Here is a 23718-nt window from a genome sequence, read left to right as displayed (position 1 = left end):
GGCACCGCCCTTCCTGGGTCAGCGGATCAGCTGTCGCTGTCCAGCGACACCCAGTAGCCCGGGCGGTAGTCGACGGGCAGGAAGCGCTGATGCAGCTCTTTCAGGGTGGCTTCGGGATCGAGATCCGCGAACAGCTCGGGGTGCAGCCAGCTGGCCAGGCGCTGCACGGCGACAAAGCTGTAGGGGTTGTTGTAGAACTGGTGCCAGATCGCATGGACCTGGCCGGTCTTCACCGCCCTGACGCCGGTATAGGCGGGCCGCTGCATCAGCGCCTCAAGCTTGCGCTTTGCTTCCGCCATGTCAGAGCCCGGCCCGACACCGATCCAGGCACCGCCCGGCACGTAGGCCTCCCAGTTGCCGCCCGTCACCACGACCTGTTCCGGGTCCGAGGCGATCACCTGCTCGGCGTTGACGGTGCCGAAGGTGCCGGGAATGAAGGGGGTCGCCATGTTGGTGCCGCCCGCGATCTCGACGAAATGACCAAAGTTGCCGTCGCCGAAGGACATGCAGCAATCCTCGGTATAGCCGCCGGCGCGGTCGACGAAGGTGACGGGACGGTGCAGGTCGGGATGGGCGGCGATGACATCGGTCACACGCGCCAGCTGGGCATCGTAGAAGGCGTTGAACTCGGCCGCGCGATCTTGCTTGCCGAACAGCTCTCCGATCAGCGCCATGGATTTCTGGGTGTTCTCAAAGGGCTTTTCGCGGAAGTCGATGTAGACGATCGGAATGCCGACCTTGGCCAGCTTCTTGTCGTAACCGGCCTCTTCGGTGGCGGCCTTTGATTCCAGGTTCATAATCATCACGTCGGGCTGCAGGGAAACCGCCTGCTCGATGTCGAAGGTGCCGTCCTTGAAGCCGCCGAAGGTGGGGATGTCCTTCAGCTGCGGGAATTTCTCGGCATAGGCTTCATAGCTTTCGGGGGCCGCCTGCAGCAGGTCGTCGCGCCAGCCGACAATGCGCCGGAACGGATCGTCGCGGTCCAGCACGGCCGCAAAGAAGATCTGCCGCCCTTCGCCCAGGATCACGTGCCGCACGGGGGCTTCGACCATGACCTCGCGACCGGCGATATCGGTCAGGGTGATGGGATCGGCTTGCACGAGGCTGGCGGTGAACAGGCCCAGCGCCGCAGCGCCGAGCAGAGCACGAAGGGTCATGGATGAACCTCTGGTTGTCAGTTGCCCTTAGCCCTAAAGTTGAGTCACGCTTCCGTCAATCACGAAAGTTGACAAAAACAGTCAGCCAAGAGATGACCAAAAGACAGCCAACCCGAGAGCCAGATGCCCCCTTCCCCCCTGACCAACCGAGACCTGCGTGACGACATCCGTGACTACTGGTCCCTGCGGGCCGCCGGTTTCGACGCCGCACCCGGCCACCGCATCCATGACGGGGCCGAGCTTGCCGCCTGGCAGGCGCTGGTGCTGCGGCACCTGGGGCCTGCCGAGGGGCGGCGGCTGCTGGATCTGGCCTCCGGCACCGGAGAGATCGCGCGGCTGTGTGACGGCCTGGGGTTCCGGGTGACGGGCCTCGATTGGTCCGAGCCGATGCTGGAGCGCGCGCGCGCCAAGATGCCGGGCGTGACCTTCCTGCAGGCCGATGCCGAACGCACCATGCTGCCCTCGGCCAGCCAGGACGTGATCATGACGCGGCACCTGGTCTGGACGCTGGTCGATCCGCAGGCGGCCTTTGCCGAATGGTTCCGCGTGCTGGCGCCCGGCGGCCGGATCCTGGTCATCGACGGAGACTTCGTGACCCCGGGCCTGCTGGGGCGTCTGCTGGGGCGGTTCCGCAAGCCTCCGCAGGACGACGCCGCGCGCACCCACCGGCGGATCCTGTCGCAGGTGCATTTCTCGGGCGGGGCGCGGGCGCCCGAAGTGGCCGGGCTGCTGCAGAAGGCGGGCTTTGTGGATCTGCGGATCGACACCCGGCTGGGGCCGATCCACCGGGCGCAGGCGGCGCAGCTGGGCTGGCGCAAGTCGCTGATCCGCCGGTCCGAACACCGCTACGCCATCAGCGCCCGCAAGCCCTGAGGCCCCCCGCGCGCTCGCGCCCGACACAGGCCCGGCCCACTGCCCCTTGCCCACTGGCCTTTGGACGCTGCCCCTTGTCCGCTGCCAACTGGCCTTCGGACGCTGACCCTTGCCCACTGGCCTTTGGACGCTGACCCTTGTCCATTGCCAACTGGCCTTCGGACGCTGACCCTGGGGCGCTGGCCTTTCGACGCAGGCCCCCTCACGCCCCATGCACGCCGGTACCTGCATTGTGGTGCCGGTCACTGACGCCGGGGCGTTGCCGCCCGCACTATCGTACTGCTCACCGCCCTATGTAGGCGGTGTCCAGCCGCACCCACGCAGGGCCGCCCGCAACAGGACGCAGTTCACGGCAAAATGCACCGTGGCTATGCTCGCTGGAAGATGCCCGTGACACTGCCCGCTGACCTCTTCTCCACGCCGCCTGGCGGAAGCGTGGCGCGCTGCGCTCTGGCGCGTCAGGGCGATACGGCTCCCGTGCCGCCTGCTCTTTGGCACGGTGCCGACCCGGTGCACGGCCCCCTGACACGTCAGCGGACCCCGATCCGTACCGCCTGCACTTTGGCGCGGCGCTCGGTCCCTCCCGCCGACAGCTGGCCGCGATGTCCAGGGCCCCGTGGTCATCGGCTGATGGTCATCGGCTGATCGCAGGCCCTGATGGTCGGGGCCTGCCCGGGGCCTGCAACTGCCCCCCGGGCCCTCCTAGCGCCGCTTCCGCGCGCCGCGCGGTCCCGCCAGCCGTTTCGCATTGCCCTGGGTGGCCCGCCGGATCGGCGCCAGCCCGGCCACGGTGGCCGCCGCATAACCGCGGTTGCCCGCCAGCGCACGCCCCGACAGCTCGGCCGCGCGCAGGAAGGCGGCGGGCTTTTCCATCACCATGCGCACGGCCTCTTCCGGTTTCATCTGCCCCAGCGCCATCTGCATGACCCGCACCTGGATCACCGTGGCCGCCGCCATCTGCATCTGCATCGCGCTGAGGCTTGCCGCCTGCCATTGCAGCGCGGTCTTGAAGATCTGTCCGTACATCGGCCTGTCCCCTTCGGTCTGACACGTACCGGTCCCTGCCGGCATCAGCCAAAGCCCCCGTAGCGCGCCACGGTTCCCGGCCATATCAGATGTTCACACAATGTTCACACCCCAATCCCCCACCCAAGCGCAAAACTTGCGCGTCTGCCCGCGAATGACCCAGCGTCGGCCCCGCACCGGCCCAACGGCGCGGTTTTGCCTCTGGCAGCCCCGGGGGGCGATTTGCTTGGATACCGCCAGAGGGAGGGGCCCACGACGCCCCAGGAAGGAGCCCCCATGCACCCCCAGGACCGCATCCTCGGCCAGGTCATCCCCCCCGAGGGACGCCCCGGCACCATCGCCGCCGTCTGTGACCTGAACGGCATCTTCCGCGGCAAGCGCCTGCCGGGCGCGCAGCCCGAAAAGCTGACCCGTGACGGGCTGCGGATGCCGATGTCCTCGGTCGGGGTCGATATCTGGGGCAGCGATGCGGTGGGCAGCGGGCTGACGCTGGAACAGGGCGATACAGACGGGCTGTGCCGCCCGACCGGGCGCGGCACCCTGCCGGTGCTGCCGGGCGGCGCGCCGCTGGTGCCGCTGTGGATGTTCCGCGAGGACGGCCGGCCGTTCTTCTCGGATGCGCGGCAGGTGCTGGCGCATGTGCTGAAGGGCTATGCCGAACAGGGCCTGACCCCCGCCGCCTCGACCGAGCTGGAGTTCCACCTGCTGGACCCCGCCGCCAAGGAGGCCCGCCCCGCAGGTCTGGGCCCCGATGCCGCCCCGGGCGATTTCGACAACATCTATTCCGTGCAGGAGATCACCGCCGCCGCCGCCCTTTTCGACGAGGTCCACGCCCTGGCCGAACGCTGCGACATCCCCCTTGAATCCACCATCGCCGAGGGCGGACCGCGCCAGTACGAGGTCACCCTGCGCTACCAGCCCGACGCGCTGAAGGCCGCCGATGACACGCTGCTGCTGAAACAGATCCTGCGCTCGGTCGCGGCAGGCCACGGGATGCAGGCCTGCTTCATGGCGAAACCCCATGCCGGGCGGTCGGGCAACGGGCTGCATGTGCATTGCTCGGTGCTGGACCGGGCGGGGGCCAACATCTTCGATGACGGCTCGGACCAGGGCACGCCCGCGCTGCACCACGCGATCGCAGGCCTGGTGAATGCGATGCCCGACATGACGCTGGCCTTCGCGCCGCATCTGAACTCCTACCGGCGGCTGGTGCCGGGAACGCTGGCGCCCACCACCGCCGCCTGGGGCTATGAAAACCGCACCGCCGCGATCCGCGTGCCCGGTGGCCCCAGCGCCGCCCGCCGGTTCGAACACCGCGTCGCCGGGGCCGATGCGAACCCCTATCTGGTGCTGGCGGCGATCCTCTCCGGGGCGCTGGACGGGATGACCCGCAGGCTGACGCCGCCCGCCCCCGTCACCGGCAATGCCTATGACGCCGAGGCCCCGACGCTGTGCCCCGACTGGCCCAGCGCCATCGCGCGCTTTGGCCGCTCGGATCTGGTCGCCCGCCTGCTGACGCCCGAGCTGCGCCACTTCCTGACCGCCTGCAAACGCCAGGAATACGCCGTTTTCGCCGAGCGCATCACCGCCTTCGAATTCGCCACCTATCGCGGCGCGGTCTGACGGCGCTCCGGGTCCGGGTCACCGGGCCCGCTTCAGGCGGCCACACCGAATGCCGACCTGCGACCGCAAGGATAGACCAGCCGCACGGCCCCGACAGCGCATCGCGCGGTTCGGTACCGTATGGCAAAGGACAGCCCCCGAATGGGCCCCACCTGCCGCCGCAGGAACAGGACCTGCCGCGCATACCCGGCACCGCAAGCCCGCCCCTGACAGCCCATCGCGCGGATCTATGCCTTATGGCGAAGCACAGCCCCGGAAGGGGCCCAGCTGCCACCGCCCCAACAGGCACTGCCCCGCATGCCCGGCAGCGCCTTGCGCGACCCCATGACAAGCAGCCCCGCCCGCCCCGGCAGGCAGGGTGGCCTGATCGTATCCGCCCGGTGCCCGGGCGACGGTTCCCCGGAGCGCCCCGCCGCGATCTCTCAGGCCGCCGGCGCCAGCCCGCCCGCAAGGCGGCGGAACCGGCGGGCCTCGCCCAGCAGCCAGGCGGCAAAGACACGGGCCTCGGGGCGGTCGGAACTGCGCTCGGGCTGGACCAGCCAGTAGCTGTCGCGGGTGCGCACCGGCCCGCCCAACGGCATCACCAGCGCCCCCGAGGTCAGCTCGGCCTCGACATAGGGCAAGGGCACCACCGCCAGACCCAGCCCGCTTTTCGCCGCCGCGATCAGCAGTTCGCTGTGGGGAAAGCGCGGGCCACGGATGGCGCCGCGGTGGCTGCGCCGCGCGCCGCGCAGCCAGGTCAGCCACAGGTCCGGGCGGCTGGCATTCTGCAACGTGCGCAGGCGGCCAAAGTCAAGCTCCGCCCCAGCCGCGATGCCGGGATCAAGGTCCGGCGCGCAGACCACCACCAGCTCTTCCGGGAACAGCTCGTGCGTGCGGGCCCCGGGCCAGGATCCCCGCCCCCGCAGGATCGCGGCATCGATGCGCGTATCGGCAAAGTCGATGTCCTGGGTGGTCGTCACCATCTCGACCATCACATCGGGCGCAGCGGCGATATAGGTGCTGAGGCGCGGCGTCACCCAGCGCGCGGCCAGCGTCGGATGCACGCAGACCACCAGCGCCTCTTCCAGCGTCCGCCCCCGCACCGCATTGACCGAGGCGCGCTCGATCTGGTCCAGCCCCGCTGTCACCTCGCGCAGGTAGCTGCGGGCGGCCTCGGTCAGCACCAGCCGCGATCCGACGCGCTCGAACAGCTTGACCCCCAGCATCCCCTCAAGGTTGCTGATCTGCCGGCTGACGCCGCTTTGGGTGATCGACAGATCCTCGGCCGCCTTGGTGAAGTTCATGTGCCGGGCGGCGGATTCAAAGGCCAGCAGGGCCGAGTGACTGGGCATGAAGCGACGCATGGGGCCTTCGCATGAATAAAAGTCATCCGCCTCTGAGCATTTCAGCAGTTCGCCGGCGCCACCAGTTCTGGCATCACTGGGGAAACAGGGCCAAGACGGCAACTGACGCTTTTTCAGGCATTACATGAACGCATCGCGTGACGGACAGGCAGCGCCTGAACCGCAGGGGATCGCGCATGCCTGCACCGGAACGGAGACGACCATGCAGCACCAGGGCAAACGGCATGTGGCGGTGATCGGCGGCGGCATCATCGGCGCCTGCGTGGCCGAGGCGCTGCTGCGCGACGGTCACCGCGTCACCCTGATCGAGGCTGCGGAACCGGGCGGCGACCAGGCTGCAAGCTATGGCAACGGCGCCTTCATCAGCCCGGCTTCGGTCGTGCCGATGTCGATGCCGGGGCTGTGGAAGCAGGTGCCGGGCTATCTGCTGGACCGTACCGGGCCGCTGACCATCCGCTGGCCCTACCTGCCGCGGCTGCTGCCCTGGCTGACCCGGTTCCTGCTGGCCGGCTTCACCGAGGCCCGCGTCACCCGCACCGCCCGCGCCCTGGACACCCTGCTGCACGATGCCCCCGAACGCCACGCCGCGCTTGCCGCACGCGCGGGCGTGGCGCAGATGATCCGGCACGAGGGGCTGCTGTATCTCTATCCCGACCGCGCCGCCTTCCAGGCCGAAGCGCTGGCGTGGAAGCTGCGCCGCCTCTGCGGCGTCAGTTCCCGCGAGGTCCCCGCCGAGGAGATCGCGGCCCGTGTCCCGGGCCTCTCGGCGCGCTACCGCTTCGGCGTGATGGTGACCGAGGGGCGCCACTGCACCAGCCCGGGCCGCTATGTGGCAGCGCTGGTGGCGCATTGCGAGACCCTGGGGATGATCCGCCGCCAGACCCGCGCCACCGGCATCGCGCTGCAGGGGGCGAAGGTCTCGGGCGTGCGCACCGAAGAGGGGCTGATCCCCTGCGACGCGGTGGTGATCGCCGCCGGTGCCCATTCCGCACCGCTGGCCCGCACCTGCGGCAGCCGCATCCCGCTGGAGGCCGAGCGCGGCTATCACATCGAGATCCCCGACGCCCCCGACCACGGCAGCCTGCCGATCATGCCGCAGGACCTGAAGGTGGCGATCCTGCGCACCGAGGGCGGCCTGCGCGTCGCGGGGCAGGTCGAACTGGCCAGCGCCGACGCCGCCCCCGACTGGCGGCGCGCCCGGATCCTGCGCGACAAGCTGGGCCAGTGCTTTCCCGACATGGCCCTGGCCGACGGGGCGCTGGCCGATGGACCCTTGCCCGATAGGGGCTTAACCAACGGGGCCCTGACGGATGGAACCCTGCCCGACGGGCCCTTGTCCGACGGGCTCTTGTCCGACGGGCTCTTGTCCGACGGGGGCTTTCCCGACAGGGCCGGCACCGGTGCCCCCCCTGCGCAATGGCAGGGCAACCGCCCCTCCACCCCCGACGGGTTGCCGGTGATCGGCCCCACCCGTCTTGCGCCCGACGTGATCTGCGCCTTCGGGCACGGGCATGTGGGCCTCAACGCCGGTCCCATCACCGGCCAGCTCGTGGCCGACCTGATCGCGGGGCGTGCGCCCCTTGTCGATCCGGCCCCGTTCTCTGCCGCGCGGTTCGGCTGACCGGCCGGGACGGCCGACCCCATCCGACCCGCTGCGCCCCGGCGCCCCGGGACGCGCCCCATCCCACCTGCTGCGCCCCACCCCGGGACGCGGCCCGACCCCCTGCATCCAGTCGACGGAGACCTGACATGACGGACCAGTCCCCCATCCTTTCCGCCCTGCCCGCCCGCACGGATCTGCGCATCCTCTTTGCCCATGGCGCCTATGACATGAAACCGATCTTCGACGCCGAAGGGCACGGCATCGCCACCACCCAGGTATCCACCTATGACGCGCTGAAAGACGCCCTGCCCGAGGCCGACGTGCTGGTCGTCTCGGGCCTGTGGAAGAACGACCTGCTGGAGCACGCGCCGCGGCTGAAATACATCCAGTCCGTCAGCGCCGGTTTCAACCAGTACGACCTGGAGGCCTTCAAGGCGCGCGGCATCCGGCTGGCCTCGGGCCAGGGGGTCAACAAGAACGCGGTGTCGGAACATGCCCTGGGGCTGATGCTGTCGCTGACCCGCCGCCTGGCGCTGGCCCGCGACAACCAGAAGGCCGGCCTCTGGCGCAGCGAACAGACCGACCCGATGCAGCGCGAGGACGAGCTGCCCGGCAAGACCATGGTGATCGTCGGCACCGGCGGCATCGGCGCCCGCATCATCCGGCTGGCAAAGGCGCTCGGGATGACCGTGATCGGGGTGCGCCGCGATCCCGCCAAGGGCCATGACGGCGCCGACCAGATGCATTCCTTCCACGACCTGAAGGCCGTGCTGCCGCAGGCCGATGTCGTGGTGCTGTCCTGCCCCCTGACCGAGGACACCCGCAACATCATCGACGCCGAGGCGCTGTCGCTGATGAAACCCACCGCCTTCCTGGTCAACGTCGCCCGCGGCGCCTGCGTGGATGAACCCGCACTGATCGAAGCACTGGCATCGGGGCAGATTGCGGGCGCCGGTCTCGACGTCACCGCGACCGAACCCTTGCCTGCCGAAAGCCCGCTGTGGTCGATGGAAAACGTCGTGCTGACGCCCCATGCCGCCGGTGAAACCCGCCGCTACGAGCGCAATGTGCTCAGTCTTCTCAGCCAGAACCTCGACCGCCTCTGGGCCGGCGAGGACGCCCTGGTCAACCGTATCGTCTGAGGCCGAACCGTCATGCTGGACCTGCCCCCCGCCTTCCGCCCTGCCGACCGTCTGGCCAACCAGAAGGTCTCCGAGATCCTGGCCATCGGCGCCCGCGCGGGCGAATTGCGTGCCGCGGGTCATCCGGTCATCGTGCTGGGCGCCGGAGAGCCCGACTTTCCGACGCCCCCCAACGTCATCGAGGCCGCCCACCGCGCAGCGCTTGCCGGTCAGACCACCTATACGCCGCTGGCCGGGACCCCCGAGCTGCGCGCCGCGGTGGCCCGGAAATTCGCCCGCGAGAACGGCCTTGATTACAAACCCTCCGAGGTCATCGTGACCTCGGGTGCCAAGCAGGTGATCTTCAACGCCTTCATGGCGACGCTGAACCCCGGCGACGAGGTGGTGATCCCGACCCCCTACTGGACCACCTATTCCGCCATGGTCGACATCTGCGGCGGCCATCCCGTCACCGTGACGACCTCGGGCGCGGCGGGGTTCAAGCTGACCCCCGATCAGCTTGCGGCCGCGATCACCCCCCGGACCCGCTGGCTGATGCTGAACGCGCCCTCGAACCCGACGGGTGCTGCCTATTCCGAGGCCGAGATCCGCGCCCTGGTCGCCGTGCTGGAGCGTCACCCCCATGTCTGGCTGCTGTCGGACGAGATCTATGAACACATCGTCTACGACGGCTTCCGGCTGGTCAGCCCGGCGGCGGTGTCGGCCGCGATGCGGGCCCGCACGCTGATCGTCAACGGCGTCTCCAAGGCCTATGCGATGACCGGCTGGCGGATCGGCTACGGCGCCGCCCCCGAGGCGCTGATCCGCGCGATGACCGTGGTGCAAAGCCAGTCGACCTCGAATGCCTGTTCGGTCGCCCAGGCGGCGGCGCTGGAGGCGCTGGAGGGGCCGCAGGACTATCTGGCGCCACGCCGCGACAGCTTTCAGGCGCGCCGCGATCTGGTGGTCGGGGCGCTGAACGCCATCCCCGGCCTCGCCTGCCGCCGCCCCGAGGGCGCCTTCTACGCCTTCGCCAGCTGCGCGGGGATCCTTGGCGCCCGCACGCCCCAGGGCCAGGTGCTGCAAAGCGACCGCGATTTCTGCGCCTGGGTGCTGGATACCGCCTTCGTCGCCATGGTCCCCGGCGCGGCCTTCGGCCTGCAGCCCTATTTCCGCATCTCCTACGCCACCTCCGAGGCCGAACTGCGCGAGGCAATGGACCGCCTGGCCCGCGCCTGCGCCACGCTGGAGATGCCCGCATGATCCCCTTCCGTCCCTTGCGCGCCGGGCTGGGCAGGGCAATGGCGCAGCCTGCCCGCGCCTGCGCCACCCTGGGGGTGCCCGCATGAGCAGCCTCAGCGATCCGATGCCGCGGCTGCGGCTGGCCCCCGGCGTGATGCTGCAATGCGCGCTGATCGTGCTGCTGATCGCGGGCGCGCTGGCGAAGGCGCCGGTGCTGCAGCAGGGCGCGGCGCTGCTGTGCGTGCTGTGGATCGCGCTGCAATGGCCAAAGCTGATCCCGCTGGGGCGGCTGTTCTTTGCCCTGGGGCTGGTCAGCTTTCTGGGCGCACTGGTGCTGCTGCCGGGATCGGCGCCAAAGCTGGTGGCCGCGACCGTGCAGGGCACGGGCTTTGCGGCGCTGATGATGGTGCTGGGGCTGCTGCGCCAGCCTGTCAAGCGCGCGCCCGTGACGCGCGACGCCGCCGAGTACCTGCTGTCGCTGCCGCCCCGGCACCGCTACGGCGGGCTGCTGGCGGGCGGCCAGTTCATGGCGCTGATGTTCAACGTCGGCATCATCGCCATGGTGGGCGACCTGACCCAGCCCCAGGACGGCCGCGACATGCGCCATGACCCGGCGCGCCGCGCCGTGGTGCTGGCTGCGATGCGCGGCGCGGCACTGGTGACGATCTGGTCGCCGATGTCGCTGGGCTTTGCCATCGTCACCTCGGCGCTGCCGGGGGTCGATGCGCTGGCGCTGATCGGCCTGGCCTTCGTGATGACCATGGGGCTGCTGGCGATCTCGGCCCGGGTGCCGATGCTGCCCGCCGAAGCCCATGTCCCGGAAGACATCCCCGACACCGCCCCCGAGGCAACGCCCGCCCGCCGCGGCCGCGTGCAGGCGGTATGGCAGGTGCTGGCGGCCTCTGCGCTGCTGCTGGCGCTGACCATGGGGCTGCACCGGGCGACGGGGCTTGGCTTTACGCTGTGCTCGGTCACGGTGCTGCCGGTGTTCTCGGTGGTGTGGCTGGCGCTGGAAACGGGTCAAGGCGCCTCCTTCGGGACCCGCCTGACCGGGGCGCTTGGCGCCATGGCGGATCTGCGCTCGGAGGGGGCGCTGTTCCTGTCGGCCAATGTCATCGGCGCCGCGCTGTCGCTGGCGATCCAGGACAGCCCACTGTGGCCGGTGCTGTCGTCGGGCAGCTTCGGCAGCCTGCCGGTGGTGCTGATCTGCCTGCTGGCCATCCCGCTGGCGGCGGCGCTCTATCTGCCCAACAGCGTCATGCTGGTGCTGGTGGCACAGGTGCTGGGCCCGACGCCGCTGGGGCTGGACCACCCGCTGTCGCTGGGGCTGATGCTGTGCACCGGCTGGGCGGCGGCGATCTGCGTCAACCCGATCAGCGCCATGAACCTGATCGTCGCGCGCTTCAGCGACGTGCCCGCTTCGCGTGTTGCGCACCGCTGGAATACCCGCTTCATTGCGCTGGTGCTGGTGGTGTCCGCCGCCCTGATCAGCCTGACCTACGCCCTGGGCCACTAAGCCCGCAAGGAGAGACCGATGCCCCGACTGACCGCCTTCGGCCCCGACTTTCCCTTCGATTACGAAGGCTGGATCACCCACCCCTCCGGCACCGGCACCCTTCCGCAGGCCAGCCTGGGCGCATCGGTCGCGATCATCGGCGCGGGGGCGGCGGGCATCATCGCCGCCTTCGAGCTGATGAAGATGGGCCTGCGGCCGGTGGTCTACGAATCCGGCGAATTCGGCGGCCGGCTGCGCTCGCGCCCCTTCGAGGGCACCGACGGCATCGTCGCCGAACTGGGCGGCATGCGCTTTCCGGTCTCCTCGGCGGGGTTCTATCACTACCTCGGCCTGACCGGCTGCGAGACCCGCCCCTTTCCGAACCCGCTGACGCCCGCCGCCGGATCCACCGTCATCGACCTGGAGGGCGAGACGCATTTCGCCCGCACCCTCGCCGACCTGCCGCCGATCTACGCCGAGATCGCGCAGGCCTATGACCGGGCGCTGGCCGCGCAGGCCAGCTTTCCCGATCTGCAGCAGGCCGTGCGCGAGCGCGACATCGCCCGCATCAAGCAGATCTGGGACCCGCTGGTCGCCAACTGGGACGAACGGACCTTCTACGATTTCGTCGCCCATTCCGATGCCTTCGCCGCCCTGTCGTTCCGCCACCGAGAGGTCTTTGGCCAGGTGGGTTTCGGCACCGGCGGCTGGGACAGCGATTTCCCGAACTCGATGCTGGAAATCCTGCGGGTGAACCTGCTGGGCCTTGATGACGAACAGCGCTTCGTTGTCGGCGGGGTCGAACAGATGCTGCACCGGCTGTGGGCCCTGGCCCCCGCCTGCGCCCACTGGCCCGAGGGCACCTCGCTTGCCACGCTGAACGGCGGCGCCACCCGCAGCCGCGTCACCGCGCTGCGCCGGGCGGGCGATCTGATCACCGTGCGCGACCAGTGGGGCAACGAGGCAAGCTATCCGGCGGTGCTGGCCACCTGCCAGACCCACCTGCTGACCACCGCCATCGACGTCGAGGAATCGCTCTTTGACCAAAAGCTGTGGATGGCCCTCGACCGGACGCGCTACATGCAGGCGGCCAAGACCTTCGTCATGGTCGACCGCCCGTTCTGGAAGGACATCAACCCCGAAACCGGCCGGCCGCTGCTGTCGATGACGCTGACCGACCGGCTGACGCGGGGCACCTATTTCTTTGACAATGGCGACGACCGGCCCGGGGTGATCTGCCTCAGCTATTCGTGGATGACCGACGCGCTGAAGGTGCTGCCGCTGGCGGATGAAAAGCGGGTCGAGCTGGCGCTGAACGCGCTGGCCAAGATCTATCCCGATGTCGACATCGCCTCGCATATCCGCGGCGCGCCGGTCTGCGTCAGCTGGGAGGCGGACGAGAACTTCCTTGGGGCCTTCAAGGGCGCGCTGCCGGGGCATTACCGCTACAACCACCGCATCTTCGGCCATTTCATGCAAGGCGACATGCCCGAACACGAACGCGGCCTGTTCCTGGCGGGCGATGGTGTCAGCTGGACCCCCGCCTGGGTCGAGGGCGCGGTGCAGACGGCGCTGAATGCGGTCTGGGGGATCATGACGCATCTGGGCGGTGCCTGCGCGGCAGACAATCCCGGGCCCGGGGACCTTTATCCGACCCACGGGCCCATTGCCCTGCCCGACGCCTGAGGGCATGACTGGGGATCAGGGCAGGATCACCATCGCCCCGTTCCGCCCTGGTCCGACCCCTGGAAGGCTTTTCGCAAGACCTGTGGGCCCGGCCCGCACAACAACGGCAGATCCACTGCCAAACTGCAGAGAGGGAATGACAAAATGATGAAACGCACCGCTGCTTCCGTCCTCGCCGTGGCGACGATGATGTCGGGCCAGGCCATGGCCGCAACCAACTGGGACATGCCGACGGCCTATCCTGAATCCAACTATCACACCGAGAACGCCCAGAAATTCGCCGATGCCGTCAAGGTCTGCACCGGCGGCGACCTGACGATCACGATTCATGCCAATGGCTCGCTCTTCAAGGGCGACGAGATCAAGCGCGCCGTCCAGCTGGGCGAGGCGCAGATCGGCGAACGCCTGCTGTCGGCCCATGCGAACGAAAACCCGATCTTTGCCTATGACAGCGTGCCGTTCCTGGCGACCTCCTTCGAGGCCTCCGAAAAGCTGGCCGAGGCCGCCGCACCGGTGCTGGGCAAGGTGCTGGGCAAGCAGAACCTGACGCTGCTCTATTCCGTGCCCTGGCCGGCGCAGGGGCTGTATTTCTCCAAGCCGGTGGCGACGCCCGACGACATGAAGGGCGTCAAGTTCCGCGCCTACAACGCCACCACCGCCCGCGTGGCCGAGCTGACCGGCATGGTCCCCACCCAGATCGAGGCCGCCGACCTGAAGCAGGCGCTGGCCACCGGCGTGGTCTCGGCGATGATCTCCTCGGGCTCGACGGGTGTGGATGAAAGCGTCTGGGAAAACATGACGAACTTCTACGACGTCAAGGCCTGGCTGCCGCGCAACACGATCTTTGCCAATACCGACGCCTTCAAGGCGCTGCCCGCCAAGGATCAGGACTGCGTCACCTCCGAAGCCGCCAAGGCCCAGACCCGCGGCACCCAGATGGCCGAAGAGCTGGCTGATGGCTTCGTCAAGACCCTGGCCGAGCACGGCATGACCGTCGGCGATCCCACCCCCGAGGTCGCCGCCAAGCTGAAGGACGTGGGTGAAACCATGACCAAGGAATGGCTGGCCAGCACCGGCGCGGACGGCACGGCGATCGTCGACGCCTACCAGGCCAAGTAAACCGGCCCACCGCCGCGCGCGCTTTGGATCACACCGGAGCGCGCAGGCCCGGCCTGCACCGAGGCCCGCCCGAGACGTCCCGGCGGCACGGGCGCCCCATCGGGCGGCCGCGTCAGGACCCGCCCGTCACAACCGCCCCGCCGCATTTGCCCCGCCGCAATTGCCCCGTCACAGCCGCCCTGTCCCGACCAGCCCCACAACCGCCCCGTGTCAGAGGCACAGGCCACACCGGCACCCCGCCCAAACCGGCACCTCACTTCGCCCCGCGCCTCACCTCATCCGACACCCCGCCCAATCCGGCGCCCAACCTGAACCGGCTCCCCGCCCTAACCGGCGCCCGCCTCATCACTCTGCGTCCCGACGGACAGGCGGCCAGCCCCCCGTGGGCACCCCCCCAGCCGCCCGGCCTTCGGCACCGGTCGCACCGGCGCCCCGCCCTTGCCGGCGCCGCTTCACCGGTCCCGTCCCGGACGGGCCGCACGCCCACCGGTGCCCGCCCTGGCGGCGCCCCAGCCCGGACCGCCCGCCCCGGTCCCGCCACCCCCAAGGTCCCGCCCCGGACCTGCCCCGCCACGGCCCCGGCCCGGCCCGTCCCGGCCCGCCGTCCGCCCGAAACCCGCCCTTCCGGATCGGAGCCCTCATGCGCCGCCCTCTCGATTTTTTCTATGCCCTGTCCGGGCGCCTGGCCGCCGTCGCGCTGGTCGCAATCCTGTGCCTGGTGGTGGCCCAGATGGTCAGCCGCTGGCTGGGCATCCTGTTCCCCGGCGGCGCCAACTATGCCGGCTATGCCATGGCCACCGCCTCTTTCCTGGCGCTGGCCGACACCTTCCGCCACAACGAGCACATCCGCGTCGGCATGCTGGTTGAACGCACCACCCGCCTGCGCCGCGCGCTGGAGATCTGGGTCTACACCCTGGCCGCCATCGTGGCGCTGTTCTTTGCCTGGTATGCGATCCAGGCGCCGATCCTCAGCCACAAGATCCACGATGTCAGCCAGGGCCAGGACGGCACGCCGCTGTGGATCCCGCAGATCGCCATGGCGGTCGGGGCCGCGCTGCTGGCGCTGGCGGTCATCGACCAGCTGCTGCAGGTGCTGTTCACCCAAAGCTACGGCATCGACACCCCGCGCGAACCGATCGTGAAGGACCTGCTGGCCTCACGGAAACTGCGGGTGCTGGTGGCGCTGGCCTGCGCGCTGGCGATCTATGCCGCCGTCCATCTGATGACGGGCTTTGACCGCAATGCCACGGGGCTGAAGATCGGCGTCTTCCTGTTCGTCATGTTCTTCCTGCTGGGCACCGGCCTGTGGGTCGGGCTGGCGCTGATGGGGGTGGCCTACATGGGCATGATCGGCTTCACGCCGCGCAATCCCGGCAGCTCGATGTCGATCACGGTGTGGTCCTCGGCTTCCAGCTGGACGCTGACCTCGTTGCCGCTGTTCATCTGGATGGGGGAAATCCTGTACCGCACCCGCCTGTCCGAGGACATGTTCAAGGGCCTGGCGCCATGGCTGGGACGCTTTCCCGGGGGGCTGCTGCATTCCAACGTGGTGGGCTGCACGGTCTTCGCCGCCGTCTCGGGGTCATCGGCCGCAACGCTGACCACGGTCGGCAAGATGTCGATCCCCGAGCTGCGCCGCCGCGGCTATCCCGAACACATGATCGTCGGCACCCTGGCGGGTGCGGCCACGCTGGGGCTGATGATCCCGCCCTCGATGACGCTGATCGTCTATGGCGTCACCGTCCAGCAAAGCATCACCAGCCTGTTCATGGCCGGCATCATCCCCGGCATCGTTCTGGCCCTGCTGTTCATGAGCTACATCGCCGGCTGGTCGATCCTGCGCCCCGAACAAGTGCCCGAACCCGACGCCCGGATGAGCCTGAGGGAGAAGCTGCGTGCCTCGCTGCTGCTGATCCCGGTGATCGTGCTGATCACGGTGGTCATCGGCTCGATGTATCTGGGCCTTGCCACCGCGACCGAGGCCGCCGCCTTCGGCGTGCTGGGCGCGCTGCTGCTGGCAGGGCTGCAGGGGTCACTGACGCGGACGGCGCTGAAGGAAAGCCTGCTGGGTGCCACGCGGACCTCGGCGATGATCGCGCTGATCCTGATGGGCGCCAGCTTCCTGACCCTGGCCATGGGCTTTACCGGGGTGCCGCGGGCGCTGGCGCAGGTGATCGCCGGGATGCATCTGTCGCCGGTGATGCTGATCGCGGCGCTGACGGTGTTCTACATCATCATCGGCATGTTCCTGGACGGGATTTCCGCCGTGGTGCTGACCATGGCGATCATCGACCCGATGATCCGCGCCGCCGGCATCGACCTGATCTGGTTCGGCATCTTCATCGTCGTCGTGGTCGAGATGGCGCAGATCACCCCGCCGGTGGGCTTCAACCTGTTCGTGCTGCAAAGCATGACCCGCCACGACATGGCCTATATCGCGCGCACCGCGCTGCCGATGTTCCTGATCATGGTGCTGATGGTGGGCATCCTGGTGGCCTTCCCCGGGATCGCGACCTGGCTGCCCCATGTCGTGCAGGCGCACCAGTGAGCGTGCTGGTCTGGCTGGGCCGCCATGCCTCGGCGCTGCTGGTGCTGGGCTTCGTGGTGGTGCCCTTCCTGCCGGTGGGCGCCGATCAGCTGAGGCCCCTGCTGCCCTGGCTGGTGGTGCTGGTGACGGCGCTTGGCGCCGCGCGCCAGCCCACCGACCGTGCCACCCTGGCCCGCGTCTTTGCCCCCCGCGCGACGCTGGTCATGGCGGGCTGGCTGGCGCTGTGCCAGGTGGGGCTGGCGCTGCTGGCGGTGACGCTGGGCCGGGCCTTCGGCCTGAACCCCGAGGTCCTGGTGCTGATCGTCGCCTTCTGCGCGGCCTCGCCGCTCAGTTCCGCGCCGAACCTGGCGCTGATGCTGGGCTATGATTTCACCCTGGCGCTGCGGCTGACGCTGCTGGGCACGCTGCTCGCGCCGGTGCTGATGCCGCTGGCGCTGGCCATCTCGGGCCTCAGCTTCGAGGCCTCGGTCGGTCAGGTGGCGCTGAAGGTGCTGGGGATGCTGGCGGGCGGCATCGTGCTGGGGCTGGCGATCCAGCGCATCGCCGGCCAGGACCGCATCGCCCGCAACCCCGAGATCCTGAACGGCCTGGCGGCGCTGGCGATGATCTCGTTCCTGTTTCCGCTGCTGGCGGGCACCCGGGGGACGGTGGCGCAGCAGCCGCATCTGGCGCTCGGGCTGCTGGGGCTGGCGCTGGTGCTGAACTACGGCGGCAACCTGATGATCCGCGCCCTGTCGCGGCCGCTGCTGCCCGGCCCCGCCGCCCGTGCCCTGGGGCTGGTCTTCGGCAACCGCAATGTCTCGATCGTGCTGGCCTCGTTGCCCTTCGATCCGACGCTGACCCTCTTCGTCGCGGCGCTGCAATGCCCGGTCTATGCGACGCCCCTCGTGTTCTCCTTTGCCGAAAGGCCCCGACGCCCATGCAGCCCTTCATCGGAATCCTGAGCCTCGACACCCGCTTTCCCCGCATTCCGGGCGATGCGGGCCATCCGGGCAGCTACCACCTGCCCGCCCGCGTGCGTGTCGTGCAGGGCGCCGACAGCCCCAGGATCGTGCGCAACGGCCGCCCCGACCCGGCGCTGGTCGAAGGCTTTCTGCAGGCCGCCCGCACGCTGGTGGACGAGGGCGCCTGCCTGATCACCTCGACCTGCGGCTTCCTGATCTCGGTCCAGGAGGAGATCGCGGCGGCGCTGCCGGTGCCGGTGGTGCTGTCGGGGCTGTGCCTGCTGCCCAGCCTGACGCTGATGTGCGCGGGCCGCCCGGTCGGCATCCTGACCGCCAGCGCCACCGCCCTTGGCGCGCAGGCCCTGGCCGCCGCCCGCACGCCGCCCGACCAGGTCCGCATCCAGGGCCTGCAGGACAGCGCGCTGTTCGCCGGCACCTTCCTGAGCCCGCGCTGCGCACAGAACCAGGCCTTTGACCCGGCCGCGATGGAGGCCGAGGTCACCGCCGCCGCCCGCGCCCTGATCGCCCGCGCCCCCGAGGTCGCGGTGCTGCTGCTGGAATGCGGCAACCTGCCCCCCTATGCCGCCGCAATCGCCCGTGCCACGGGGCGGCCGGTGGTCTCGATCCTGGATGCGGCGCGGCTGGTGCATCCGGGATAGGCCCCACCACCGGAGCGCGAACCGTTTCAAGGGGTGGAATGGTGCGATTTTGCACAGATAACCCGAGGTTGAATGTAAAAGTTCTGTTTTCTCGAACTTTGAAATCGACAAATCGCGACTAATCCCCGGCGGCGGGCGGGTCTATCTGACCCTCACAAGACGCAGACTGAAGCGTCACATAAGAAACCGAAGGATAAGATCATGAAACTCGCAGCAACCGCACTGACCGCCGCTCTCGTCACCCTGACCGCCGGCGCCGCTTTCGCCAACACCGATGCCGCCGCCTACACCACCGTGCAGGTTCCCGCCTCGGTGATCTATGCTCAGCCCGCCTCGGAAGGCATCGTGAGCGAGAAAGTCTCGCTGACCACCGGCACCGTGGAAACCCGTTCCGCAGCCCTGCTGCCCACGACCGAACGCGCCGCACGTGGCCTGAGCGCCGCCGATCACTTCACGCTGACGCAATATCCCAGCGTCGCGACCTCGATCAACGCGGCTGACGAACGCTAAGATCCGACCGGGCCCCGCGATCTCCGCAGGATCGCGCCGCCCCTGACGTAACCCCCCGGGGTCCCCTTCCGCGCCAGGCATCCCTGGCCGGAGCCGGACCACGGGGGGTTTCGCGTTTTGTGCGTCACCTCGCGCTGGCGCAGCGCCCTGCGACATGGTTCTGTGGCCCCGCCCCCCTGGCCCAGGACCCGATGCCCGACATGCCGCCCTCCCGTTCCGCCGCCCGCCCGAAGATCCCCGCCCCCGTCTGGGTGCTGGGCTTTGTCAGCCTGCTGACCGATGTGTCGTCCGAACTGACGCTCAGCCTGATGCCGCTGTTTCTGGCCACCGAACTGGGGGCCTCGGTCCTCAGCATTGGCGCCATCGAGGGGCTGTCGGTCGCCGTGGCGACGCTGGTGCGCTACCTCTCGGGGCTTTGGGCCGACCATGCCGGGCGGCCGCGACGGCTGGCGATCCTGGGCTACGGGCTGTCGGCGGCCTCAAGGCTGCTGCTGCCGATGGCGGCCAGCCTTGACTGGGTGGTGCTGGCGCGGGCCACCGACCGGGTCGGCAAGGGCATTCGCGGCGCGCCGCGTGATGCGATGATCGCCGCCGCCACCCCGCCCCAGATCCGCGGCGCAGCCTTCGGCCTGCGCAAGGCGCTTGATACCGTCGGCGGCTTTGCCGGGCCGCTGCTGGCCGTCGCCGCCATGGCGCTGAGCGGCGGGCAGATCCGGCTGGTGTTCTGGCTGGCGGTGCTGCCGGGGATCGCGGCAGTGCTGCTGCTGATCTTCGGGCTGCGCGATGCCGCCCCGGCGCCACGGCGCCCAAAGGCGCGCTTGCGCCTGAGCGCCGCGCGCGAGCTGCCCGCCGCCGCGCGCCGGGTCATCGCGCTGGCCGTGCTGATCCTGCTGGCGCGCTTCAGCGAGGCCTTCCTGCTGCTGCGCGCCCTGGATGCCGGGCTGTCGCCGGTGCTGGTGCCGCTGGCGCTGGTGGTGCTGCATCTGGCCTATGGCGCGGCGGCCTATCCGGTGGGACGGCTGTCGGACCGCCGGGGCCCGCGCGGGCTGCTGCTGATCAGCCTGGGGTTCCTGGCGCTGGCGCATCTGTGCCTGGCGCTGAACGGATCCGTCGCGGTCTTCGTGCTGGGCACGGTGCTGTGGGGGCTGCACATGGGCTTTTCCCAGGGGTTGCTGGGCTCGATGCTGGCCCGCACGGTGCCCGATGACCGGCAGGGCACCGCCTTTGGCACCTTCAACCTGGTCAGCGGGCTGGTGATGATGGCCGGAAACCTGGCCGCCGGGGCCCTGTGGACCGGCGCCGGGCCCGCCGCCCCCTTCCTGGCCGGTGCCGCACTGTCGCTGCTGGCGATGCTGGTGCTGTGGCGCCGCACGCGCCAATAACGCGAGGGCGCCCTTGCGGGCTCGTCCTCTGGACGCAGGCCGGGGGGCCCCCTAGCGTCGCCCTCCGGCCCATGCCGGGCCCGGAGAGAGGACCATGCCGCAGCAAAGCCGCGCCATCCTGATGATGATCCTGGCCGTGCTGTGCATGTCGTCGATGGATGCCACCGCCAAGGCCCTGGCGGCGGAAAGCAGCCCCTATATGGCGCTCTGGGCGCGCTACACCGGCCAGGCGCTGGTGGTGATCGCGCTGGTGGGCCCGCGTCGGCTGCCTCAGGTCGCGCGGACGAATTTCCCGAAACTGCAGGCGATGCGCTCGGCCTTCCAGCTGGGGGCGACGACGCTGTTCTTCACCGGCCTGACCGTGCTGGGGCTGGCCGAGAACACCGCCATCATGGACATCAACCCCGTGCTGATCACCCTGGGCGCGGCGCTGGTGCTGGGCGAACGGCTGGGCCCGCGCCGCCTGGCGGGCATCGCGGCGGGCCTGTGCGGCGCGCTGATCATCATCCGGCCCGGCGCCGGCGTGATCTCGCTTGAGGCGCTGCTGCCGCTGGGGGCGGCGGGATGCTATGCGGGATTTGCGCTGGCCACGCGCTTCATCGGCCACCGCGAGGATCCCTGGACCTCACTGTTCTACGCGGCGCTGCTGGGCACCATCGTGATGACGGTGCTGGCGCCCTTCCACTGGCAGATGCCCTCGGCAAAGGGGGCGGCGCTGATGCTGATGATCGCGGCCCTGGGCACGCTGGGGCAGCTTTTCATGATCCGCGCCCTGACCCTGGGCGAGGCCGCGATGCTGGCGCCCTTCAGCTATGTGGGCCTGATCAATGCCACGATCATCGGGTTCGTGATCTTCGGGGAACTGCCGGATCACTGGACCATGGTCGGTGCGCTTGTCGTCGTGGCGGCTGGCGTCTATGTCTGGCATCGAGAAACCCGCGGACTGCGCCCCTCGTCCGCGGCCGAAGTGAAGATGCCACCGGAAGGGCTCTGACCCATGGACCCAAGCGACCTGCCGCTGCGCACCCGCGCCGGACAGTACCTGCTCAACCTGCCGCTGGACGTGGCGCTGCGTGTCGCGCGGGCCCTGCCCTATGAGCGCCGCGTGCCGATGATGGGGCATTTCCTGTCCGCCGCCGCGCCGCTGGCGGGCTGGCGCAGCCGCATCCGCCGCAACCTGGCCCATGCCTGGCCCGAGCTGCCCGAGGCCGAGGTCACCCGCCTGACCCATGCCGTGCCCGAGCATTTCGGCCGCACCTTCGCCGAGATCTACTCGGGGCCCGACCTGGCGCGGCACCTGCGCGACACGCCGCTGACCGGCCCGGGGGTTCCGCATCTGGAAGAGGCCCGCGCCGCGCGCCGCCCCGTGGTCTTCGTCTCGGGTCATTTCGGCAACTGGGATGCGACGCGCTCGGCCGTGGCGCAGCGGTTCGGACCGGTGGGGGCGATCTACCGGCCGCTCAACAACCTTTATTCCGAACGCCACTGGTCGGCAGCGCTGAACGGGATTTCGGCACCGATCTTCCCGCGCTCGCGCCGGGGGCTGGCAGAGATGGTGCGTTTCCTGCGCGAAGGCAACATGATCGCCATCCTGCACGACCAGCATTTTGCCCAAGGGGTGGATGGCACCTTCTTCGGCCACCGGGTCAAGACCGCCCAGTCGGCCGCCGAAATGGCGCTGAAATACGATGCCCTGCTGATGCCCGGCTACGGCATCCGCCAGCCCGACGGGCTGAGCTTTGAGCTGCACATGGAAAAGCCGATCCCCGTCACCGATGCCCAGACCATGACCCAGGCGATGACCGATTCCCTTGAGGCGCAGGTCCGCGCCCATCCCGAGCAATGGTTCTGGATCCACCGCCGCTGGAAGGCCGACGGCGCGCGCTAGACGCGCCGCGAAGGGCCCCGAAACCAGGGCGGCGCACCGGGATCAGGCCCATGCGGGCGCCCCCGCCCCCCCGGATCACGCCCATGCGGCCCCCCCGAGCAGACCATTTGGCGGGGTCAGGCGTCACGGGATGCCATGACCCAGGCCTCAGGTGACCTGCATGCGCCTGTCGGCCCCGGCCTCTTGTCCGGCGCCCGGGGCGCGCCGGACCCGTGACGATGTCCCGAAACCGCAGGTTTGCGGCACGGGACGCGGGCAAGCCCCAAGACAGCCAAGCGCCTGACGATCCCGGCGGCCCTCGTGCCCCGGGCCGGATCCCTTCGGTCGACGGGTGGTTGGCACGCGGCTGGCACCAGAGCAGACAGGCCCTTTTCTGATCCCTGCGGGTGTTGATCCGGGCCGGTTTCCCTGACCCGATGGCGCGGCCAAGGGCGGCACCGGCCATGGGCAAGCCCCAAGACAGACAGGCGTCTTCCGATCCTGACGCCCCTTGAGTCCGGTCACCGCCTAAGGCCAATGAACCGGTAGCGCGGGCGCGAAGGCAGGCCCTTACGGCAAGCGCGCTGCGGCCTCGATCGCGCCCATGCCGTCGCGCTGCAGCAGCACCGCCCCGGGCATGTCCTTCTGCGGCGTCACCTCGACATTCAGCGGGCTGCTGCCATCCCATTCGGTCACCGGGCCCCAATAGGTCACCACGTTGACGTAATCGAGCTCGGTCCCGGCATTCTCGCCGCGCAGGATGCTGACGCTCTGGCGCGGCATGTAATGCACCAGCTCCAGCACCAGGCCGCCCTTGGGCCCGTCAGTGCCAAGCGCCTGGGCCTGCACCTGATAATGGCCGTTCGGCAGCTTGGCGACGCTCAGGCTGTAGTGCTGCGGCAGGGTCATGGCGCTGGCGATGTTCTCGGCCAGGGCCATGGGGCGCGCGCCCTTCACGAAGGTGGTGCCATCGACGACCATCTGCGGCGTGTAGATCATCCGCTTGCCATGGGCCGCGGCATAATCCTTTTGCCGCTGGGTAAAGGCCGCCTGGGCAAAGTCATCCTTCCAGCCCAGATAATCCCAGTAATCGACATGCAGTGCCAGCGGCAGCACATCGGGCCGGTCGGCCAGCTGCTGCATCAGCTTGTCTGCCGGCGGACAGGCCGAACACCCCTGCGAGGTATAAAGCTCGACCACGACAGGGGAATGTCCTGATTTCGACGGTACCGGCAGGCTGCCCGGGGTGACGCCGAACGACAGTCCGACCCCGGAAAAGCCCGCGCCGCCGCCGATCGGATGCCGCACCCCCGGCCCGCCGGGTCCGCCCATCCCCGGCCCCGGGGCCCCCTGGGCATGGGCCGGGCCGATCCCCCCAAGGGAAACCGCCAGAATGGCCCCTGCCAGCATAAGGACTGCCCCGCGTCGCATCGTCATGGGAAGGGATCTCCGGTCGTTCCGATCGCAGGATACCTACCCTCTTGAGCGGTCTCCCGCCAATCAACGTTTTGCGAGAG

The 23718-nt window shown here is 69.6% G+C and carries 19 protein-coding genes and 1 pseudogene; 16 read left to right on the top strand and 4 right to left on the bottom strand.

Translation table 11 applies throughout. The features are described from left to right. Positions 1-26: 26 nt before the first annotated feature. Positions 27-1157 carry an ABC transporter substrate-binding protein gene (locus AC2ITM_RS07310; protein WP_486469161.1) on the bottom strand — a complete coding sequence of 377 codons (1131 nt, stop codon included), beginning with the start codon at positions 1155-1157 and terminating at the stop codon, positions 27-29. 123 nt (positions 1158-1280) lie between these two features. Between AC2ITM_RS07310 and AC2ITM_RS07305 the strand changes: the two genes are divergently transcribed. Then, positions 1281-2030 carry a class I SAM-dependent methyltransferase gene (locus tag AC2ITM_RS07305; protein ID WP_486469160.1) on the top strand — a complete coding sequence of 250 codons (750 nt, stop codon included), beginning with the start codon at positions 1281-1283 and terminating at the stop codon, positions 2028-2030. 702 nt (positions 2031-2732) lie between these two features. Here AC2ITM_RS07305 and AC2ITM_RS07300 read toward each other — a convergent pair. Next, positions 2733-3056, bottom strand: coding sequence for a hypothetical protein (locus tag AC2ITM_RS07300; protein ID WP_486469159.1), 324 nt, complete (start codon positions 3054-3056; stop codon positions 2733-2735). A 276-nt stretch (positions 3057-3332) separates the two neighbouring features. Here AC2ITM_RS07300 and AC2ITM_RS07295 point away from each other — a divergent pair, with 276 nt between their 5' ends. Further along, entirely contained in the window at positions 3333-4679 is a 1347-nt protein-coding gene (locus AC2ITM_RS07295) for a glutamine synthetase family protein (RefSeq protein ID WP_486469158.1), read from the top strand. Between the two features lie 422 nt (positions 4680-5101). Here the strand turns inward: AC2ITM_RS07295 and AC2ITM_RS07290 are convergent, their stop codons facing one another. Beyond that, positions 5102-6025 (bottom strand): LysR substrate-binding domain-containing protein, encoded by a 924-nt coding sequence (locus AC2ITM_RS07290; protein ID WP_486469157.1) that lies wholly within the window; start codon positions 6023-6025, stop codon positions 5102-5104. 202 nt (positions 6026-6227) lie between these two features. Here AC2ITM_RS07290 and AC2ITM_RS07285 point away from each other — a divergent pair, with 202 nt between their 5' ends. The 14 genes and pseudogenes from AC2ITM_RS07285 (at position 6228) to AC2ITM_RS07220 (ending at position 22222) form a co-directional block, all read left to right on the top strand. Further along, positions 6228-7646 (top strand): NAD(P)/FAD-dependent oxidoreductase, encoded by a 1419-nt coding sequence (locus tag AC2ITM_RS07285; RefSeq protein WP_486469156.1) that lies wholly within the window; start codon positions 6228-6230, stop codon positions 7644-7646. 128 nt (positions 7647-7774) lie between these two features. Continuing rightward, complete coding sequence (locus AC2ITM_RS07280; RefSeq protein WP_486469155.1) at positions 7775-8770, top strand: D-2-hydroxyacid dehydrogenase; 996 nt, start codon at positions 7775-7777, stop codon at positions 8768-8770. Positions 8771-8782: 12 nt separating this feature from the next. Next, positions 8783-10012, top strand: a complete 1230-nt coding sequence (locus AC2ITM_RS07275; protein ID WP_486469154.1) for a pyridoxal phosphate-dependent aminotransferase — start codon at positions 8783-8785, stop codon at positions 10010-10012. 82 nt (positions 10013-10094) lie between these two features. Next, the gene (locus AC2ITM_RS07270; RefSeq protein ID WP_486469153.1) at positions 10095-11507 is read left to right on the top strand and encodes a hypothetical protein; all 1413 of its coding nucleotides are present in this window, start codon (positions 10095-10097) and stop codon (positions 11505-11507) included. 18 nt (positions 11508-11525) lie between these two features. Continuing rightward, on the top strand, positions 11526-13172 hold the full coding sequence (locus tag AC2ITM_RS07265) for a flavin monoamine oxidase family protein (protein WP_486469152.1): 1647 nt from the start codon (positions 11526-11528) through the stop codon (positions 13170-13172). 147 nt (positions 13173-13319) lie between these two features. Next, positions 13320-14291, top strand: a complete 972-nt coding sequence (locus AC2ITM_RS07260; RefSeq protein ID WP_486469151.1) for a TRAP transporter substrate-binding protein — start codon at positions 13320-13322, stop codon at positions 14289-14291. A 640-nt stretch (positions 14292-14931) separates the two neighbouring features. After that, a pseudogene (locus tag AC2ITM_RS07255) lies at positions 14932-15375 on the top strand (TRAP transporter small permease); the annotation flags it as partial. A 138-nt stretch (positions 15376-15513) separates the two neighbouring features. Continuing rightward, entirely contained in the window at positions 15514-16839 is a 1326-nt protein-coding gene (locus tag AC2ITM_RS07250; protein WP_486469405.1) for a TRAP transporter large permease, read from the top strand. Then, positions 16836-17783, top strand: coding sequence for a hypothetical protein (locus AC2ITM_RS07245; RefSeq protein WP_486469150.1), 948 nt, complete (start codon positions 16836-16838; stop codon positions 17781-17783). Before AC2ITM_RS07250 ends, AC2ITM_RS07245 begins: the two co-directional genes overlap by 4 nt. Continuing rightward, positions 17759-18442: an aspartate/glutamate racemase family protein gene (locus AC2ITM_RS07240; protein ID WP_486469149.1), complete on the top strand. Its 684-nt coding sequence runs from the start codon at positions 17759-17761 to the stop codon at positions 18440-18442. Before AC2ITM_RS07245 ends, AC2ITM_RS07240 begins: the two co-directional genes overlap by 25 nt. Before the next feature lie 201 nt (positions 18443-18643). Then, on the top strand, positions 18644-18952 hold the full coding sequence (locus AC2ITM_RS07235; protein WP_486469148.1) for a hypothetical protein: 309 nt from the start codon (positions 18644-18646) through the stop codon (positions 18950-18952). 200 nt (positions 18953-19152) lie between these two features. Continuing rightward, the gene (locus AC2ITM_RS07230; protein WP_486469147.1) at positions 19153-20334 is read left to right on the top strand and encodes an MFS transporter; all 1182 of its coding nucleotides are present in this window, start codon (positions 19153-19155) and stop codon (positions 20332-20334) included. Between the two features lie 94 nt (positions 20335-20428). Beyond that, positions 20429-21328, top strand: coding sequence for a DMT family transporter (locus AC2ITM_RS07225; RefSeq protein ID WP_486469146.1), 900 nt, complete (start codon positions 20429-20431; stop codon positions 21326-21328). A gap of 3 nt (positions 21329-21331) precedes the next feature. Further along, complete coding sequence (locus tag AC2ITM_RS07220) at positions 21332-22222, top strand: lysophospholipid acyltransferase family protein (protein WP_486469145.1); 891 nt, start codon at positions 21332-21334, stop codon at positions 22220-22222. Positions 22223-22771: 549 nt separating this feature from the next. Here the strand turns inward: AC2ITM_RS07220 and AC2ITM_RS07215 are convergent. Further along, complete coding sequence (locus AC2ITM_RS07215; protein ID WP_486469144.1) at positions 22772-23638, bottom strand: DUF1223 domain-containing protein; 867 nt, start codon at positions 23636-23638, stop codon at positions 22772-22774. Positions 23639-23718 lie beyond the last annotated feature (80 nt).

Source organism: Pseudooceanicola sp. NS-SX9, from assembly GCF_057380705.1.
The sequence above is the reverse complement of the archived record's forward strand: the minus strand, read 5'-3'. Positions and strand labels throughout refer to the sequence as shown.